Genomic DNA, 17,976 nt, shown 5'->3' with positions numbered 1-17,976 from the left:
GGTGATCGTCCTTTCTGTGGGCTAAGGAGCGGGGGTGAGGGCGAAGTCGTCCTCAGGTCTGGTGAGGCCGGTGATGAAGGCCGAGAGCGTGTCGGCGCGGGAGTCGATGCGCCAGTCGTTCGTGGCGCGGACCCCCTCGACGTAGCTGGTCACGGCCAGGTTGAACCAGGAGAACCCGATGATGTCGTCGTTCTCCGGCTTGGCGAGGGCCTCGAAGAAGGAGGCGATCCAGGCGGGCTTGTGACCGTCCGTCTCGGACGCCCCCACCTCGGCGAGCACGATCGGTTTGTGTGTGATCGATCGCAGCGTGTCGAGGCTCGGCTTGAACGTGTAGTCGAAGCTGAAGTCGTTGTCCGACTTGTAGGGCGGTCGGAGGTACCCGGAGAGCCCGACCCAGTCGACGTATGCGTCGCCGGGGTAGAGCGAGTCGAGGTACCCGGGAGCCTTGTGCGACGTCGGAAGGTTGTTCACGATGTTCGGTGCCCAGACCCAGACGACCAGGTTGTTCGCACCCTCCTGCTGGAAGATGTCGTGCACGTGGCGCCACATCTTCACGTAGTCGCCCTGGCTGTTGCCGTTGATCGAGTTGCCCTGACCGTCGGTCTCCGCCCAGGGGTACCAGATCCCGTTCATCTCGTGGTCGAGCCGGATGCCCAGGGGCAGTCCCGTCGCGACGATGTCCTTTGCGTACTGGTGCAGGTAGGCGTCGAAGTCGCCGCGGATGATGTTCGGCAGGGAGTAGGCCGGTGCGTTCACCGCATCGTTTCCGGCGTCGATGGGCCGCGACTCCCAGGTCATCAGCGGAAGACGACCCTGCTGCCAGGAGCGCTGCACCGCGTTGGCCCGGAAGTTCTCATCCCAGCCGCTGAAGTAGCCGACCATGTTGGGCGAGACGCCCACCTTCGCGCTGGTCGCGTCGAAGGTCGCCCAGTTGAAGGGGGCCTGCTCGGTGTACATGCCGTAGTAGCGCTTGGCCGGGTTCACCAGGTCGGCCCGTGCGGGCGCGGTGATCGGAGTGGCGGAGGACCCGCCCGAGCCGGAACTGCCCTTGGTGCCCGTTCCGGCAGCGATCGAGCCGGACGATCCGGCCTTCGCTTGCGCGGCGGCGAGCTGCGCCTGGACGCTGGAGAGCTTCCCCTCCGCCGCAGCCGCCGCCTGCTGGGCGGTGGCGAGCTGCTTGGCCGCGGCGGCCTGCGCCGCAAGGGATGCCTTCTGCAGCGCCGTGAGCTTGCCCTTCTGCGAGGCGATGGTCTCGGTGGCGCGGTCGAGGTTGCGCTTCAGTTGTGCGTTCTGGGCCGCGATGGGGTTCACCACCTGGCTGGCCTCGTCGACGACCTTGCGGAGCGGGGCTCCGGTCGGCGACACCCACACGTAGGCGGAGATGCCGAACAGCACCGCCGTGAGGACGATGGCCGCCGCGGCAGTGGCCTGCGATCGGGATTTGGACTGGGACCACCAGGCGGCGGTGCGCGAGGGGGCGGTCTGGTCAGACAAGGAAGAGAGCCTCCAGGGTCAGGATCGCGATGCCGATCACGTACGGGATGGCGGCGAGCGGGTTCAGCCGGCGCCGCGCGGACTTCGTGGGAACAGGAGCCTTGACGGCCGCCTTGGCCTCGGCGCGGGTGGCGAGCTGCGTCCGCGTGGCGAGGGCGGTGGCCGTGGTCATGCCGCCGACGGCGTCGGGGTAGGCCGGCGTGGCGGGGGTCGCCTCTGCGGCGCCGGAGGCGTGCTGGGCGATCTCCTCGTCGGAGCTGATCTCTGCGGGACCGCCGGCGTAGGCACCCGCGCGGGTGCCCCATCCACTCGCGTGAGCCATGCGGAAGAACCCGATCAGGCGGATCGGCATGAGGAAGAACGTCGACACGATGATGAACACCGGCAGGCGGAAGAAGTCGCTGGGCTTCTCGGAGAGGTGACGGATCTGCCGGATCGACATGCTGATCACGGAGGACGCCACCATCAGGGCGACGACGGTCAGGATGCCGCCCTCGATCCCGTACTCCTTCAGGAATCCTGCGTAGAAGTTGTAGCCGCCACCGGTGATCGAGCGGTAGATCCAGCCGCCGATCACACCGGCGAGCATGAACGGGAGCAGGATGTCCATCACGAAGAAGAAGGCGAGCAGCGGCGCGTGGCCGAGCATCCACGGGAGCATGCGCATGGTGTTGTACTGGCTGCCGCGAGCCCAGCGGAGCTGCTGCTTGAACAGCTTCTTCACCTTCAGAGGAGCGTCGGTGTAGACCAGGCTGGTGTGCTGGTAGACGGTCCGGTAGCCCTCTTTGAGCGTGAGATTGGTCAGTGTGCGGTCGTCGGAGACCTCGAGGAAGACACCGAGGAACTTCTCGTTCATGAACTTGTCCATGACCCGCATCAGGATCGAGCGGCGGAAGGCGATGGTGCGTCCGGGGAGGCAGCCGATCTGGCCGACGACACTCTGCGCGGGCATCGAGTAGAGCGCCCGCGAGTTCTCCAGCCAGTCCGCCCAGCGGGTGATCCAGCTGCGGGTCGGCTCCAGGATGCGCTGCTTCGTGGTCACGCCGCCCACCCGGTCGTCCGCGAACGGCTTGACGAGTTCAGGCAGCGTGCCCTCGGTCCAGATGGTGTCGGAGTCGACCAGCACGGTGATCTCGCCGGTCGACATCTTGGTGCCGATCATGACGGCGTTGCGCTTGCCGGGGATGGGCGTGTGCACCCAGCGCACCAGCGGAGCGAATTCCTCGCAGACCTCGGCGAGCTCCGGGTTCTGTGCGCCGTTGATGACGACGATGATCTCGCCCGGCTTCTGCTCGACCATGCGGCCGAGCACGTCGCGGAACAGGTCGAGGGGCTCGTCGACCACGGGCACGACGACGCTGGTCGTGCCGTGGAACTCGCCGGTGTAGGCCCGGTAGCGGCGCGACATGAGCACCTTGACGACCCAGATGACCCAGATCAGGGCGGAGTAGATGGCGAACAGATAAAACTCGGGGTGTCCGCCGAGCATGTGGCGGAGCTGCAACAGGAAGATGAACACGGACGTGACCTCTCACAGGGGATGGTGGGGGCGGCATCCGCAGCGCTGGGGATCTGAACGAGTTCGGGTGTTGACAGTTCTACGTGACCGTGGTGACGGCCCGCAAGTGGGGGTCGACTGGCTCGTTGCGGCGTGTCGGATCGTCCCCCTTTGGAGGGTGTCCTCGGACACGCGGACACGGCTTATGGCCTGGTGTGCATCCCACTCTCAGATAGGGAATGCCTGATAAACGGCCAGATTGTCATTGCGAGGAAGCATGCCTCGGACGCGATTCAACGCGCCCGGAATGCACGCATTCTGTACCCCGATGCACGGCGGCGCTGAGGGTCTGCGAATGTTACGAACTTTTACAGCGGCGACACATTCTGTTCACACAACGACCCCGGGAATAGCCCCGACAATCCATGCGTTTTCATGCGTATAGCTCGGCAATGGAGCCGCCTCACCGACCACGAACACCACCGAGAACACCACCGAGGAGACCTCCGAATGACGATCGCCGACATCGCTTCCCGCGCCGCCGACACCTCCGCCCCGCTACTGCCCGCTCTCGCCGAGCGCTGGAGCCCCCGTGCCTTTGACGCGACGACCGCGGTGGACGAGGACAAGCTGCGCGCCGCCCTCGAGGCCGCGCGCTGGTCCCCCTCGGCCAACAACACCCAGCCGTGGCGCTTCATCGTCGCCCGCCGCGGAAGTGAGGCCTTCGACACGATCGTCGCCCACCTGATGGGATTCAACCAGGTGTGGGCGGGCTCCGCCGGTGCGCTCATCGTCGCCGTCGCCGAAACCGTCGACGCCGAGGGCAAGGAGCGTCGCTGGGCCACCTACGACCTCGGCCAGGCGGTCGCCCACCTGACCATCCAGGCGCACCACGACGGGCTGCACACCCACCAGATGGGCGGATTCGACGCTCAGGGCCTGCGCGATGCGTTCGAGCTGGACGAGGGATTCGTCCCCGTCTCGGTCACGGCCGTCGGGATGCTCGGCGACGCGGATGCCCTTCCGGCCCCGCTCCGGGAGCGCGAGCTCGCGCCGCGCACCCGGCTCCCGCTGGAGGACGTCGTCGTCGTCAACGCCTGACGAACACGCCCAGCACGCACGGACGGGCGCCCGCCGCGGATGGTTCCACATCCACGACGGGCGCCCGTCTTGTTGTCTGTGCTCTATGTCAGGGGCGCACGAGCGTCTTGATCGCGCGACGCTCGTCCATCGCTGCGTACGCCTCGCCGATCTCATCGAGCGGCAGTTCGAGGTCGAACACCTTGCCCGGCTCGATCGCGCCGGACCAGACGTCCTGCAGCAGGTCCTCGACGTAGTTGCGCACGGGAGCGACGCCACCGTTCACGCCGATGTTGCTCTGGAAGAGCGGACGGACGGGCAGCTCGGGACCGCCGTTCGGGACGCCGACGTAGCCGACCATCCCGCCCGGACGGGCACTGCGGATGGCCTGATCCATCGACTCCTTGGTGCCGACGGCCTCGAGCACGCAGTCGGCGCCGATCCCGTCGAGCAGCTCCTTCACCGCGGCGACCCCGGCGTCGCCGCGCTCGGCGACGATGTCGGTCGCGCCGAACTCGCGTGCGAGCGCCTGGCGGGTCTCATGACGAGACATGGCGATGATCCGGGACGCACCGAGGCGGGCGGATGCGAGGACCGCGCAGAGTCCGACCGCGCCGTCGCCGACGACGACGACGGTGCTGCCTTCGGTCACGCCCGCGGAGACTGCGGCGTGGTGACCCGTGCCCATGACATCTGACAGCGTGAGCAGGCTCGGGATGAGCTCGGCGCGCGGGTACTCCGGGGTCGCCACCAGGGAACCGTCGGCGTGCGGTACACGAACGCGCTCCCCCTGGCCGCCGTCGGCGAAGCCGCCGATGCGGTCCTCAGAGCCCCACCAGCCGCCGTTGAGGCACGACGTGCTGACCCCGTTGCGGCAGTTCACGCACGTCATGTCGCAGTCGTAGAACGGCGCGATGACGAAGTCGCCGGGCTTGATCGTCCGGACGTTCGCACCGACCTCCTCGACCACGCCGACGAACTCGTGCCCGATCCGGTGCGGCTCCTTCGTGGGTGTCACGCCGCGGTACGGCCAGAGGTCGCTGCCGCAGACGCAGGCGGCGACCACGCGCACGACGGCGTCAAGGCCGTCGGCACCGGCGCCGGTGTAGAGGGTGGGATCGGGGACTTCTTCGAGGCGCACATCGCGCTCTCCGTGGATGACTGCAGCACGCATGGTTCGAGCCTACGCTCCGGGAGGAGCCGACCGATCACCGGCTATGGCCGCGGCGGCCGGTCCTGATCGTCCACGCGGAGCGTCCGGTGCAGATGCGACCCGCGCCGTACCGGCCACCGCGCCGAGTCGATTGCTGCCGACCGATCCGGCGCTCGATTGTGCCGCTCCGACCCGACCCGGGTCTCCGTAGGCGCGTGACCCGCGCACTTGCAGGCATCGCTTGCCACGGCCACCGCAAGCGCGCTGCTCAGCACCAGGTTTCTCGATGGTCTCGTCATGTCGTCGACGCTACGGAAGCGACGCAGGCGAGGGCATCCACCGGAGGACCTATCGGCATCGAACCACGGGACCATGCTCTGTAGTCGTCCTCGACCGAAGACGACCGGAAGCAATTGAGGTCACCCGCGACCCGCACATGGACGCACGCCGCGTAGGGGCTGAATAGCATCGGGGCATGGACATGGGCTCGTGGGCTGTCGTCGTCGCTGCTGGCTTCGGCAGCACCGGTATTGCGGGGCTGCTGGCCAGCGGTGTCCAGTGGACCCGGCGCGCGCGACTGCAACGGACGATTCGCACCACTGCGGCCGTGATGGAGACGCTTCCGTGCGACGGACCGGGCTTCGCCACCCTGCAGCGGGCCAACACACGGGATGCGATCCGCCTGGGTGCGATGACTCTCGTGACCGTCTCTGCAAGAACCCGCCACTCGGCGATGGCAGCCGCAATAGCGGTCATCGTGGTGACCATCGCGGCGTGCCTGATAAGCCTGCTCGCCATTCAGTTCCAGCCTTCGCCTCCGGGAGGCGATTCAACGGCTCCGGTCCCACTCTCGCCGGCGACTCCCGTGGCCCTGAGCGAGGCGCCCTACGTCCCGGTCGCCACGACCGTGGTCTACATCATCTGCGTCACCGCGCTGATCGATGGGATCCTCTGGCAGCGTCGCGAAGCGTTCGTCCGGCGCGTGCTGGACACCGTCGATGACGAGGCGATCATGCGTGGCGAGGTGAGCGGAACGTCCGCTAGCGAGAACACACCGCGCTGACGGCTCCCAGGAAGCACGGTCCGGTGGAGCGGCTCGACGCCGGCCCGGTACCCGACGGGCCGGCCGAGCCGCTCCACTGCGGAAAGGACGCGAGAAAGCGCCCTTCTCACCTGAGAGCGCAGAACGCTCACCCTCCGCTCTCACCCATAAAGACGCAGCCGGGCGCGATCCATGACTCGGAATCGGGAAATCTCTTCGCGAAGTAATGCACAGACGGTCGAGTCGTTCGGTTGAGTCGCTTGAGGTGGCGCGGTGAGCCCTACGTCCGCCAGCGAGAACTCACCACGCCGAACGGCCCCCTACCCGACAGGGAAGAAAATCCGTCTACCTCTTCAGACGCAGATGGCCGTCGATCATGACGCCGGCCGCAGAGACGTGAGACGGAGTCGCCTCATTTTTCGAGACGGAACGAACAGAGCCCAGCACCCGGGTCGGGATGCTGGGCTCTGCGGCCAGCCGGTCGAGTCGAGTGCTTATTCGACTCGCGCGCGGCGGTTGAGAAGTCGGTCGCGGAGAAGGAGGGCGCCTCCGATGAGGAGGGCGAGCGCGACGAGGATGATACCGAGGGTGGTGTTGGCGCCGGTGGCGGCCAGAACTCCGCCTGCGGCCATCGGCGGCATGGTGGGGCCTGCGTACATGGAGTGCTTCCTTGGGTTCGGATTCGGGTCGAACGGGAGATCGGTGGGGGCGGCGTTCACCGCCCCCACCGATCGGGGTCAGGCCGCGGCGGTCGCGGCGGAGCTGTTCCGGCGACGACGCACCAGGACTGCGCCGCCCAGGCCGAGCCCGGCGAGGGCGAGGACCCCACCGGCGACAGCCGGGTTCAGGACCGGCAGCGGCTCCTTGTCGAAGGTGACCGTGTCGACGACCGAGCCGTTGACGCTCTCGGTGATGGTCAGCGGCGGGGTGGTGCCCGTCTGGGGGATCTTCACCAGCCAGTTGCCGTCCGAACCGACCGTGCCGGTACCGACCGTCTTGCCGTTGGCGTCGACGACCTTGATCGCCGCACCCGGCTCGCCCTTACCGGTCAGGTCGTACTGGCCGTTCGTCGGACCGACCGCATCCAGGTTGGTGAGCTTGGCCGCGGCGGGAGCGACGGGTGCGGGCATCGGGATCTGGCTCTCGGCAAGGCGCGCGGTCGCGGTCCCGGTCGGGTTCAGCAACCCGGCGAACTGGTCGTACTGCGCGTACACGCCACCCGCCATCGAGCCCCCGTTGGAGACGATGGGGAAGGAGATGTCACCGTTCTGGTCCCACATGCCGTTGATCCCGGGGCTCGCGGCCTGCATGTACCAGTTGATGTCGTGGCCGCCGTTGGTAACCGAGCAGGTGGCGTTCCATGCGTTGTCGGAGTGGACGAGGCCGGCACACGCGTTGGCGCCGAACGTCAGGCCTGCGGGGAGCCGGATGAAGTAGCGGTTCGTGTCGTACTGGTCGAGGTATGCCATCGCCGGCCCGTAGCCGCTGCCCTTGTTGATGGTGATCTTTCCGGTAGTACCAGCCGTTCCGAAGTCTTTGGCGGGAGCGGTGGGGACGACGCGGATGTCGCGGACGCCGCCGTTGTAGGTGCCCGTGGCGGCGTTCGCCCCGGTCGCGGCGAAGAGGGAGAGAGCGGTCGCCGCGAGGACGGTGGCTCCGGTGCCGACGATCAGCCGGCGGCGGGTGGACTTGTTGACGTTCATTACAGGCGGGTTACCTTCCGTTGGTGGGAATCCGACGCGATCGTCTCGGCATCGCCGTGCGGCGTTTCGGGTCGATTGGAGTCGCGGTCGTCGTTCGTTGGGGTGTGCCAGGGGTTTTGACCAGCACAATGAGAAAGACGCCGGAAGTTGCCTTTCATGACGCCGAGACGACACAAAATCGACCGAAGTCTGCTAACTCACACCGTCCATCCAGGTTGATCCACCCCGCCAGAGCACGAAAAGGGGCGCCCTCCGCAGAGAGCGCCCCTTTCATTGACATGGCCGGTGCTACTCGCGCACGGCCGCCACCGTGAGGTGATCGGTCTCGCGGTCGAGATCGACCCGCACCAGGTCGCCGTCGCGCACCTCTCCCGCCAGCAGGGCGGTGGCCAGCCGATCCTCGATCTCGCGCTGCATGAGCCGGCGCAGCGGGCGCGCGCCGTAGATGGGGTCGTACCCGCGCTCGGACAGCCAGGCCCGCGCATCCGGAGTGACCGCCAACTCCAGCCGACGCTCGGCCAGCCGCTGCATCAGCCGGTCGATCCCCAGTTCCACGATCTCGCCGAGCTCCTCCTGGGTGAGGGTCGAGAACACAACGATGTCGTCGAGACGGTTGACGAACTCCGGCTTGAAGGACTGGCGGACCATCTGCAGCACCGCCTCCTCGCGCTCGGTCTCGTTCAGCGTCGGATCGACCAGGAACTGACTGCCGAGGTTGGAGGTGAGCACCAGGATGGCGTTGCGGAAGTCGACCGTGCGGCCCTGGCCGTCGGTCAGCCGTCCGTCGTCGAGCACCTGGAGCAGCACGTCGAACACCTCGGGGTGCGCCTTCTCGACCTCGTCGAGCAGGATCACCGAGTACGGACGACGGCGCACGGCCTCGGTCAGCTGGCCGCCCTGCTCATAGCCCACGTATCCGGGAGGCGCACCCACCAGCCGCGAGACGGAGAACTTCTCGCCGTACTCGCTCATGTCGATGCGGACCATCGCCTTCTCGTCGTCGAAGAGGAAGGCGGCGAGCGCCTTCGCGAGCTCCGTCTTACCGACGCCCGTCGGGCCGAGGAAGAGGAACGAGCCGGTCGGGCGCCCCGGGTCGGAGATGCCCGCGCGACTGCGGCGGACCGCATCCGACACCGCCTGCACGGCCTTCTTCTGGCCGATGATGCGGCGACCCAGCTCGTGCTCCAGGTGCAGCAGCTTCTCGGTCTCACCCTGGGTGAGCCGGTCGACGGGGATGCCCGTCCACGCAGCCACCACCGCGGCGATGTCGTCCGCTGTGACCTGCTCGTTCACCATGCGCGGGACGTCGTGCTCGGCCTGCTCGGCCTGCGCCAGTTCGCGCTCGATGCCCGGGATGGTCTCGTACTCCATGCGGGACGCCTCCTGGTAGCGACCGTCGCGCAGCGCGAGGTCGCGCTTGGTCTTGGCCTCCTCCAGCTGGGAGCGCAGCTCGCCGACGCGGTTCAGCGAGGCCTTCTCGGCGCGCCACCGGGCCTGCAGCTCCTCCAGCTGGGCCTCCTGCTCGCGCAGGCGGTCGCGCAACTCTTCCAGTCGCTGCTTGCTGGCCTCGTCCTTCTCCTTCTTGAGCGCGAACTCCTCCAGCTTCATCCGCTCCACCTGGCGCTGCAGGGTGTCGATCTCGACCGGCGCGGAGTCGATCTCCATCTTGAGCCGGGAGGCCGCCTCGTCGATGAGGTCGATGGCCTTGTCGGGGAGCTGACGAGCGGTGATGTAACGGTTGGAGAGGGATGCTGCCGCGACCAACGCGGAGTCCTCGATCGTCACTCCGTGGTGCGCCTCGTACCGTCCCTTCAGCCCGCGGAGGATCGCCACGGTGTCCTCGACCGACGGTTCGCCGACGTACACCTGCTGGAAGCGTCGCTCGAGGGCGGCATCCTTCTCGATGAACTCGCGGTACTCGTTCAGCGTGGTCGCGCCGATCAGGCGCAGCTCACCCCGGGCGAGCATCGGCTTCAGCATGTTGGAGGCCGCGACGGAGCCTTCGCCGCCGCCCGCACCCATCAGGATGTGGAGCTCGTCCACGAAGGTGATGATCTCACCCTGCGCGTCGTTGATCTCTTTGAGGACCGCCTTGAGCCGTTCCTCGAACTGGCCGCGGTACATCGCGCCCGCGACCAGCGCGGAGAGGTCGAGCGAGACGAGCTGCTTGCCCTTCAGCGAGTCGGCCACGTCGCCCGCGACGATACGCTGGGCCAGCCCCTCGACGACGGCCGTCTTTCCGACGCCGGGCTCGCCGATGAGCACGGGGTTGTTCTTGGTGCGGCGGGTCAGCACCTGGCTGACACGCCGGATCTCGGCATCCCGCCCGATGACCGGGTCGAGCTTGCCGCTTTTGGCGATCTCCGTGAGGTTGACGCCGTACTGTTCGAGAGCGCTCTTCGCCTCCTCCTGCGTGGAGGGTGCTCCCTGCATGTTCGCCATGTGGTTCCTTCCCAGTTTCTCTGTGGGCAAACTTGAGTCTACTAAGCTCAACTTTGTTCGGCGAGGGGCAATTCCCGATTCGACGGGGAAAAATCTGTAGCCTGTCGCTCATGGTGGATCCAGCCGACCTGCGCGTGGTAGTCCTCGACAGCGCGACGGCAGCCACGCTCGCACAGGTCCTGCCGCTCCTGCTGCTCACCCTCATGGTCGAACTGCGGCGGGTGGAGATCCACCGGCGCGGCAATATCGTCGCAACGCGCGTGCTGCTCGGGATCTTCTTCATCGCGTTCGGGGTCATGGAGACGATCTTCGTTCTCTCGATCGACGGCGAGCTGATCCCCTTCAGCTGGAGCGACCTGCTCTGCGGCCTGGCGATCTTCGCCCTGCTGGCGCTCCTCTTCTTCCTCTCACTCCTCGAATCCCCCGCATCCCGCCGCCCCCCGGACGACCTGTAGCCAGCCCGCGAGCACAGGGCGGGGGCGGGGTGGGTCAGCGGGAGGCGGGGTCGCGGTCGTCGATGTTCGCGGGGGCGGCGGCGTCGAGCTCGTCGGGGAGCTCCAGAGGGCGGCGCGTGTAGTAGTCGCGGGCCTTGCGGTAGAAGAGCAGGATCGGGACGATACCCACGACGATCAAGCCGAGGCCGAGCACATTCACGATGATCGCATCGTTCTGGAAGTTCAGCACGATCCCGAGCACGAAGATCACGCCCATGAAGATCGCGCCGAGCGCGGGCCACAGGCCGATCAGGATGAAGTTCTTCACCGACGTGAACAGCACCTTGCGGTAGGCGACCACGACCGCCAGCCCGGCCAGCGTGTAGTAGAACGCGATCTGGATGCCGATGGATGCGATGGCGTTCGTCATGATGTCGCCGACCGTCTGGCCGATCAGGTTGGCTCCGAGGAACAGCACCAGAGAGACGCCGACGACGATCAGGGTAGCGAACGCCGGCGTACGCCAGCGGCGGTGGATCGAACCGAACACCTTGGGGATCGTGTTGTCGCGACCCATGGAGAACAGCGTCCGGGTCACCTGGATGAGCGTCGTCTCCAGCGTGGCGATGGTGGAGAGGGCGACGGCGATGACGAGGATCTTGCCGCCGATGCCGGGCCAGACCGCGTCACCGAGCACGGACAGGACGTTCGCGCTGTTCGCCTCGATGGTCTTGGCCGGGAGGATGACCATGGTCGCGATGGTGAAGATCTCGAACAGCAGGAAGACGATGATGACGCCGATGATGCCGGCCGATCCGGCGTTCTTGTGGCCGTCCTTGGTCTCCTCATTGAGGTTCGCCGCCACATCCCAGCCCCAGAAGTAGAAGGCGGCGATGAGGGCGGCCGACACGAACACCCCAGGACCGGTGAGGTGCTGGAAGCCCAGCCAGTCCCACGAGAACGAGGGCCCGGCGTGGGTGGAGGTCGCCGCGCGCACGATCATGAGGACGGCGAAGACGAGGAGGATCCCCACCTCGATGACCGACATGATCCACTGGGCACGGGCGGTGACGTGCACGCCGAACAGCACGCAGGCCGCCATCACCAGGAACCAGAGCGCACCGACGCTCGTGATCAGGGCGACGTTGTCCGCCTGGTCGGGTGCGAACAGCGTGACCGTCATCGCGCCGGCGGGGAGTGCGCCCGCGACCATGAAGATCGTCGCGGAGATCACGAGCGCCCATCCCGACAGGAAGCCGAGGATGGGGTGGAGCGCCCGCGCGACCCACGAGTAGGCGGCGCCCGCGTTCACATCCAGGCGTCCGAGGTAGAGGAACGCCCACGCGATGCCGAGCATAGGGATGCCGCACCAGAGCAGGGCGGCGGGAGCTCCGAGGGCTGCAGCGCCGACGAGCGTCGCCGTCGTGGCCGCGATCGAGTAGGCGGGCGCGCTGCCCGCGACGGCCATGACGATCGAGCCGGCGGCGCTGATGCCGTCCGCCTTCAGCGCGTGGCTCTCTTCCCCGGTGTGCTCGGCGCCGCCCTTCGGGGCTCCGGGTCGGGAACTGGTCTGCGTCATTGCTCTCCCTGGCTGCGAGGGTCGTGGGTACGGCGGAGCTGGGGGCGCCACGCCGGTGTGCGACAGGGGGACGTTAGCAACAACCGCCCCTCAGGACAAGTATGTGACAACGAATTCGGTTGCGAAACGCCGGATACCTCCGCTGAAAGCGTTGCGATACTTCGCGTCGGCGGTCGAATAGGACGCTGGCGACCGGTCTCGATCATCCGACCCCCGACCGGGCGGCTTGATCGGGGAAGGCCAGGATGCCTACCGTCTTCCATGTCAGACGACGAGGAGGATGCTCCCCCCGCCCGTCCGGGGATCACCCGACGGGCGCTGATCGGAGGCGCCCTCGGTGGCGCTGCGGTCGTCGTCGCCGCATCCGTCGCGGGCGCAGAACTCCTGCCACGGCTGCTGGGGAGCTCCGAGGGCCTCCGCCCGGCGACCCCAACGCCGACGCGGACTCTCACCCGAGAGAACGGGTTGCTGGTCGAGCGGCTCGTGCAGCGTCCCGGGTTCACCGTTGCCCACCGCGGCGGCTCGCTCGACTGGCCGGAGATGTCGCTCGAGGCGTACCGGAACTCGGTGGCGCTGGGCGTCAACGCCCTGGAGATCTCCCTGGCCCGCACCTCGGACGGTGTGTGGTTCGGCCTTCACGACGACACGCTCGACAGAACGTCCGGCACCGCGGGGTTCGTCGCCGCGCAGCACACGTGGAAAGAGGTCGAGCGGTTCCGCATCACGGCCGCCGAGACGAACGACCCGTCCCAGCCCGCCCAGCCGTACCTCCGCTTCGAGGAGCTGGTGGCGGCGTACGGGCGCACTCACACCATCTTCGTCGACCCGAAGGTCGTGCCCGTGGCCCACCTCGGCGAACTCTTCGCGCTGATGTCCGCGCTGAAGCATCCCACCGGGACGTTCGTCGCCAAGGGCTATTGCACCGCTCAGGCCTGGCCGGTGGATGCGCACGCGCGCGGGTACACGACCTGGGGCTACTACTACGGCTCGGAGATCGGCGCCGATCCCACGCTGGTCCCGACGACCCAGGAACGCTGGACCTGGCTGGGACTCGACGTGGGTGCGACGGTGGAGCAGTGGCAGGCCTTCACCGCCACGGGCAAGCCGGTGGTGGCGCACATCGTCCGGTCGCGCGCCGCGGCCGATCAAGCGACGAGCCGCGGCGCGAACGGGCTGGTCGTTTCGGGCGTGCGCGAAGTGCTCGCCTGACGAGCGACGAACGGCGAGCGACGAGCGACGAACGACGAACGCGACCCGATGGGCGGCGCTCAGCCGCTTTTTCGCGAGGCGGTGATGGTGAACTTCGCGTTGCGGGCGATCTGCCGCGTCGGTCCGACCGCGCGCTCCAGCGCGGCGCGGTACCCGAGATGCGAGTTCCACACGGTCCACAACTCGCCACCCGGTGCGAGCACCCGTCCGGCATCCGCGAACAGCCGGTGCGCGATCCCGGTGTGCACGGCGCTGCCGATGTGGAACGGTGGATTGAGCACCACGAGATCGGCTGAGCCGTCGGGCTGCGAGGCGAGGCCGTCATCCCGGACCACCGTCACGCGCTCGGCGACACGGTTGGCCGCAGCGGTGGCGGTAGCGGAGGCGACAGCGGCGGCGGACTGGTCGGTCGCGATGACCTGGAGCCTTGGCCGGGCGACGGCGAGCGCAGACGCCAGCACGCCGGTCCCGCAGCCGAGGTCGATCGCCGTGCGCGCCTCCGGCACCGCCTCATCCAGGACGCCGAGAAGGAAGCGGGTCCCGATGTCGACAGCCGTCCCCGCGAAGGCCGCACCGTGCGCGCAGACCCAGAGGCCCGTGTCCGCATCCCGGACACGCTCCGGCCACCGGTCGAGCACCGTGGCGGCGGCGGGATGCGGCTCGCGCACGGTGAGCACGCGCGCCTTCTGCCGGGCCAGCGATGCCTCCACGGAACCGAACACCTCCCCGAGCACGTCATTCATCGCGGTCGTCATGTGCTTCAGCATCCCTCCGGCGTGGACGACCACGTCGGCGCGCGCGTGCTCGGCGAGAAGGGTGGCGATCTCGGCGAGCGCGTCGAGGCTGCGCGGCAGCCGCAGGAGGACCGTGCGGGCTCCGCGAACGAGGGACTCGTCCAGCGGGCGGTGCTCGTAGGTGCCTCCGAGGTCCAGCGCAGTCGCGTTGGCGTCGAGCGCACGCTCGCCGGTCAGGGCGTCCTGATGCACCCGGATGCCGCGCGCACCGCGAGACGCTGCCGCGAGCGTCAGCGCTCCGTACGCGTCGCCGATGACCACGAGTCCGTCGGAGAGCACGGCGTCGCCGGCGAGGTCGGCCAGGAGCCGGTCGGCCGCGTCCGACGCGAACAGGTTCGGCGCCTCGACATCCGGCCACCGGCGCAACCGCTCATAGGGGAAGCCGGGAGCTGCGGGGGACACGCCCTCCAGTCAACCAGAGGGCGCGCCCGGCAGCATCCCGGCCTCCCCGGATCAGGCGGCCGGCACCTCGTCCAGCAGCTCCTCCTTCTCGGAGAAGTCCATCGTCGGCGGCGTGCGGCGGAACCCGCGCGTCAGCACCGCGAGGTAGATGACGCCGACGAGCATCCACGAGAGTCCGACGATGAAGGTCGTGGCCGTCAGGGAGGTCCACAACCACACCGTCAGCACGAAACCGACCGCCGGAACGACGCCGTAGCGCACCCACTCCCGGCCGGATGGCGCGCTGCGACCGCCCTTCGGGAACAGGTGGTGACGGATCACCGAGAGGTTCACCATCGAGAACGCGGCCAGCGCGCCGAACGAGATCATCGTCGCGGCCTGGTCGAGCGTCAGCACAAGCGCCAGCAGCGACACGATCGACACGGCGACCGCTGCGACCCACGGAGTGCGGAACCGCGGGTGCAGCCGGCCGAAGATGCGCGGGAACACCCCATCCCGGCCCATGGAGTAGATGATCCGCGAGACGCTGACCTGCGTGGTCATGCCGGAACCGAACGCACCCACGACGTACACCGCGACGAAGAACGACGTCAGGAACGTGCCGCCGACCTTGGCCATGAGGTCGACGCCCGCGGAGTCGACCTGCGCGAAGTCGCGCCAGTCCGGGTAGACCAGCGCCCCCAGCCACGACACCACGATGAAGATGGCGCCACCGACGAGCGTCGTGATCAGGATGGCGCGCGGGATGTCGCGCTTCGGGTTCTTCGCCTCCTCCGACAACGTCGAGACCGCGTCGAAGCCGAGGAACGACAACGCGAGGACGGCCGCCCCCGCGAAGATCGGTCCGAGGCCGCCCGAGCCCGGCAGGAATGGCTCGATCAGGCTCGGCGTCTGGGAGGACGGGTTGGTGACGAGCTCCTTGATCGCCAGCACGGCGAACACCACGACCAGCAGGATCGAGAGCGCGACGATGGCGATGTTGAGCTTGTTCACCAGAGTGATGCCCAGGATGTTGAACACGAGCACGAGCAGAAGCGAGGCCAACGCGAACACCCATCCAGGCACATCCGGGAACTGGGTGTTCAGGTAGAGGCCGATCAGCAGGAAGTTGATCATCGGCAGGAACAGGTAGTCGAGCATCAGCGTCCACCCGGTGAGGAAGCCGATGTGGCCGCCGAACGCCTGCTGCGTGTACGTGTAGGCCGAGCCGGACACCGGGAACGCGCGCGCCATCGCGCCGTAGCTGAGTGCCGTGAACAGCATGGCCACGAGGGCGACCACGTATGCGGAGGGCAGATGGTTGTCGGTCGTCTCGGTCACGATGCCGTACGTGGTGAACACGGTCACCGGCGCCAAGTAGGTGAGTCCGAACAGCACGAGAGCGGTCGGACCGAGCGCTCGCTTGAGCCGCGGTTGAACGGGCAGGTCGGTCGTTGTCATGTGGTGCTGCCTCTCTGAGTCGAGATGGTGCAGGGGTGGGGTGATCAGCTCCGTACGGCGGCCGCGCGGCGGTGGCCGGCGACCCAGGTTCCGAGCACGCGGACGGATCGCAGATCGTGCGGGTCCACGTGGCGCGGGTCGGTGTCGAGCCAGACCAGGTCCGGGGCGGACCCCGGACGCAGTTCGCCGCGATCAGTGCGGGCGAAGGCCTGGTGGGCGACGCCGGAGGAGTACGCCTCCAGCGCCTCGGTGAGCGGGATGCGCTCGGCGGGGGTCCATCCGTCCGCGGGGTGCCGTTCGTCGGTCTGGCGGGTGACCGCCGTCGCGACTCCCGGCCGCCAGTCGGCGCTGCTGACCGGCCAGTCGCTCCCGAAGGAGACGCTGGACGACTCGAGCAGCGTGCGGATGGGGTACTGCAGCCGTTCGCGCTCGGCGCCGAGGCGCGGGATGGTCAGAGCGACCATCATCGGGTCCAGCTGGGCCCACAGCGGCTCGAAGTTGGCGATCACGCCGAGCCGGGCGAAGCGCGGCAGATCGGCGGGATCGACGACCTGCACGTGGGCGATAACCGGCCGGCGGTCGCGCGGGCCGTTGGTCCGCTCCACCTCCTCGAAGACGTCGAGCGCTGTGCGGGTCGCGGCGTCTCCGATGGCGTGCAGGTGCAGCTGGAAGCCGAGCTTGTCGAACGTGACGGCGGCGGCCGTCAATTGGGCGGCATCCCAGTTCGGCAGCCCGCGGTCGCCGGGGGTGTCGGCGTAGTCCGCGAGCATGGCGGCCGTGTGGTTCTCGATGACGCCGTCGACGAAGACCTTCACCGTGCCGGCGCTGAGCAGCGGATCGCCGAGCTCCTCGACTCGGCGGCGGGACTCCACGAAGGCGGGGACCTGGTCGCGCCAGGTCAGCGGGTCGGCGCGCAGCGCGAGGTTGACGCGTGTCGATAGGAGGCCGCGGGCGGACGCCTCCAGGTAGGCCTCCAGGTCGGCCGGCTCAACCCACGCGTCCTGGATCCACGCGATGCCCAGCTCGGCGTATTCGGCCGTCGCGAGCCGCAGCGCCTCCACGCGCTCGTCGTGCGTGCGTCCCGGCTCGACGGCGAGGAGCAGGTCGACGGCGCCGGGCTCCTGCAGAATGCCGAGCGGCGACCCGTCGTCACGGCGCGGGATGCGGCCCAGCGCAGGCTCAGGCGTGCTCGCGTCGATCCCCGCCCGGCGCAGCGCCTCGGAGTTGACCCAGACGGTGTGGTAGTCCCACGCCCGCAGCACGACGGGACGGTCCGGAACCGCTTCATCCAGCCAGCGCGCGTCGAACATGCCCTCGGGCGCGAGCGTGGCGTCGTAGCTGCCGCCGTAGATCCACTCCTGCTCGGGATGCGCGAGCGCCCACTCCTTCACGCACGCGACGATCTCGTCCACGGATTCGCAGGCGCGCACCTGAGGGCCCAGCTTCTCGAGGCCGCCCTGCAGCGGGTGTGCGTGCCCGTCGCCGAACGCGGGGGCCAGCACGCCGCCGAGCAGATCGACTGTCTCGTCGGCCGCGCCGCGGAGGGCCAGCGCTTCGTCGTCGACGGCGACAACGCGGCCGTCCTCGATCGCGACAGCGCGGTGCTCGGCCGCGTCGGCGCGGTAGCTCGTGAGGATCGTCCCGTTGGTGAAGACGGTCGTGCCCATGCACCCTCCTGGTGACGCCTGTGCCAGAAAATGAACGAC

14 protein-coding genes are annotated in these 17,976 nt (G+C 68.3%); 4 read left to right on the top strand and 10 right to left on the bottom strand.

Annotated features, from left to right (window positions below):
* Positions 1-21: 21 nt before the first annotated feature.
* Together P3F85_RS00555 and P3F85_RS00550 are read right to left on the bottom strand one after the other, a co-directional pair.
* On the bottom strand, positions 22-1,494 hold the full coding sequence (locus P3F85_RS00555; RefSeq protein WP_374009320.1) for a glycoside hydrolase family 26 protein: 1,473 nt from the start codon (positions 1,492-1,494) through the stop codon (positions 22-24).
* Complete coding sequence (locus P3F85_RS00550; RefSeq protein WP_374009319.1) at positions 1,487-3,013, bottom strand: glycosyltransferase family 2 protein; 1,527 nt, start codon at positions 3,011-3,013, stop codon at positions 1,487-1,489. The genes P3F85_RS00555 and P3F85_RS00550 overlap by 8 nt, the downstream gene beginning before the upstream one ends.
* Positions 3,014-3,502: 489 nt before the next feature.
* Here P3F85_RS00550 and P3F85_RS00545 point away from each other — a divergent pair, with 489 nt between their 5' ends.
* Complete coding sequence (locus P3F85_RS00545; protein WP_374009318.1) at positions 3,503-4,093, top strand: nitroreductase family protein; 591 nt, start codon at positions 3,503-3,505, stop codon at positions 4,091-4,093.
* 88 nt (positions 4,094-4,181) lie between these two features.
* Here P3F85_RS00545 and P3F85_RS00540 read toward each other — a convergent pair whose 3' ends face one another.
* Entirely contained in the window at positions 4,182-5,246 is a 1,065-nt protein-coding gene (locus P3F85_RS00540; RefSeq protein WP_374009317.1) for a zinc-dependent alcohol dehydrogenase family protein, read from the bottom strand.
* 454 nt (positions 5,247-5,700) lie between these two features.
* Between P3F85_RS00540 and P3F85_RS00535 the strand changes: the two genes are divergently transcribed.
* On the top strand, positions 5,701-6,288 hold the full coding sequence (locus tag P3F85_RS00535; protein WP_374009316.1) for a hypothetical protein: 588 nt from the start codon (positions 5,701-5,703) through the stop codon (positions 6,286-6,288).
* Positions 6,289-6,761: 473 nt separating this feature from the next.
* Here P3F85_RS00535 and P3F85_RS00530 read toward each other — a convergent pair whose 3' ends face one another.
* The 3 genes from P3F85_RS00530 to P3F85_RS00520 all read right to left on the bottom strand — a co-directional run bounded on the left by P3F85_RS00530 (position 6,762) and on the right by P3F85_RS00520 (position 10,412).
* Positions 6,762-6,926 (bottom strand): hypothetical protein, encoded by a 165-nt coding sequence (locus P3F85_RS00530; RefSeq protein WP_374009315.1) that lies wholly within the window; start codon positions 6,924-6,926, stop codon positions 6,762-6,764.
* 78 nt (positions 6,927-7,004) lie between these two features.
* On the bottom strand, positions 7,005-7,970 hold the full coding sequence (locus P3F85_RS00525) for an Ig-like domain-containing protein (protein WP_374009314.1): 966 nt from the start codon (positions 7,968-7,970) through the stop codon (positions 7,005-7,007).
* A 288-nt stretch (positions 7,971-8,258) separates the two neighbouring features.
* Positions 8,259-10,412: an ATP-dependent Clp protease ATP-binding subunit gene (locus P3F85_RS00520; RefSeq protein ID WP_374009313.1), complete on the bottom strand. Its 2,154-nt coding sequence runs from the start codon at positions 10,410-10,412 to the stop codon at positions 8,259-8,261.
* 110 nt (positions 10,413-10,522) lie between these two features.
* On the opposite strand from P3F85_RS00520, the gene P3F85_RS00515 reads away from it, so the two are divergent.
* A complete protein-coding gene (locus P3F85_RS00515; protein ID WP_374009312.1) occupies positions 10,523-10,867 on the top strand; it encodes a hypothetical protein in 345 nt (114 codons plus the stop codon).
* A gap of 34 nt (positions 10,868-10,901) precedes the next feature.
* Here P3F85_RS00515 and P3F85_RS00510 read toward each other — a convergent pair whose 3' ends face one another.
* A complete protein-coding gene (locus P3F85_RS00510) occupies positions 10,902-12,425 on the bottom strand; it encodes an APC family permease (RefSeq protein ID WP_374009311.1) in 1,524 nt (507 codons plus the stop codon).
* A gap of 261 nt (positions 12,426-12,686) precedes the next feature.
* Between P3F85_RS00510 and P3F85_RS00505 the strand changes: the two genes are divergently transcribed.
* Complete coding sequence (locus tag P3F85_RS00505) at positions 12,687-13,634, top strand: glycerophosphodiester phosphodiesterase (protein WP_374009310.1); 948 nt, start codon at positions 12,687-12,689, stop codon at positions 13,632-13,634.
* Between the two features lie 59 nt (positions 13,635-13,693).
* Here P3F85_RS00505 and P3F85_RS00500 read toward each other — a convergent pair whose 3' ends face one another.
* Genes P3F85_RS00500 through P3F85_RS00490 form a run of 3 tightly spaced genes read right to left on the bottom strand, consistent with a single transcriptional unit; the run spans position 13,694 to position 17,937 of the window.
* Positions 13,694-14,830, bottom strand: a complete 1,137-nt coding sequence (locus tag P3F85_RS00500; RefSeq protein ID WP_374009309.1) for a class I SAM-dependent methyltransferase — start codon at positions 14,828-14,830, stop codon at positions 13,694-13,696.
* Positions 14,831-14,881: 51 nt separating this feature from the next.
* Positions 14,882-16,270, bottom strand: a complete 1,389-nt coding sequence (locus P3F85_RS00495) for an APC family permease (RefSeq protein ID WP_374009308.1) — start codon at positions 16,268-16,270, stop codon at positions 14,882-14,884.
* A gap of 44 nt (positions 16,271-16,314) precedes the next feature.
* Positions 16,315-17,937 (bottom strand): amidohydrolase, encoded by a 1,623-nt coding sequence (locus tag P3F85_RS00490; RefSeq protein ID WP_374009307.1) that lies wholly within the window; start codon positions 17,935-17,937, stop codon positions 16,315-16,317.
* Positions 17,938-17,976: the final 39 nt, after the last annotated feature.

This window comes from Leifsonia sp. T36S-04 (assembly GCF_042465655.1).
Lineage (GTDB): Bacteria > Actinomycetota > Actinomycetes > Actinomycetales > Microbacteriaceae > Leifsonia.
The sequence above is the reverse complement of the archived record's forward strand: the minus strand, read 5'-3'. Positions and strand labels throughout refer to the sequence as shown.

Coding starts and splice junctions, on each gene's coding strand:
- P3F85_RS00545 (WP_374009318.1), top strand. CDS start 3,503: ATGACGATCGCCGACATCGCTTCCCGCGCCGCCGACACCTCCGCCCCG.
- P3F85_RS00540 (WP_374009317.1), bottom strand. CDS start 5,246: ATGCGTGCTGCAGTCATCCACGGAGAGCGCGATGTGCGCCTCGAAGAA.
- P3F85_RS00535 (WP_374009316.1), top strand. CDS start 5,701: ATGGACATGGGCTCGTGGGCTGTCGTCGTCGCTGCTGGCTTCGGCAGC.
- P3F85_RS00530 (WP_374009315.1), bottom strand. CDS start 6,926: ATGTACGCAGGCCCCACCATGCCGCCGATGGCCGCAGGCGGAGTTCTG.
- P3F85_RS00525 (WP_374009314.1), bottom strand. CDS start 7,970: ATGAACGTCAACAAGTCCACCCGCCGCCGGCTGATCGTCGGCACCGGA.
- P3F85_RS00520 (WP_374009313.1), bottom strand. CDS start 10,412: ATGGCGAACATGCAGGGAGCACCCTCCACGCAGGAGGAGGCGAAGAGC.
- P3F85_RS00515 (WP_374009312.1), top strand. CDS start 10,523: ATGGTGGATCCAGCCGACCTGCGCGTGGTAGTCCTCGACAGCGCGACG.
- P3F85_RS00510 (WP_374009311.1), bottom strand. CDS start 12,425: ATGACGCAGACCAGTTCCCGACCCGGAGCCCCGAAGGGCGGCGCCGAG.
- P3F85_RS00505 (WP_374009310.1), top strand. CDS start 12,687: ATGTCAGACGACGAGGAGGATGCTCCCCCCGCCCGTCCGGGGATCACC.
- P3F85_RS00495 (WP_374009308.1), bottom strand. CDS start 16,270: ATGACAACGACCGACCTGCCCGTTCAACCGCGGCTCAAGCGAGCGCTC.
- P3F85_RS00490 (WP_374009307.1), bottom strand. CDS start 17,937: ATGGGCACGACCGTCTTCACCAACGGGACGATCCTCACGAGCTACCGC.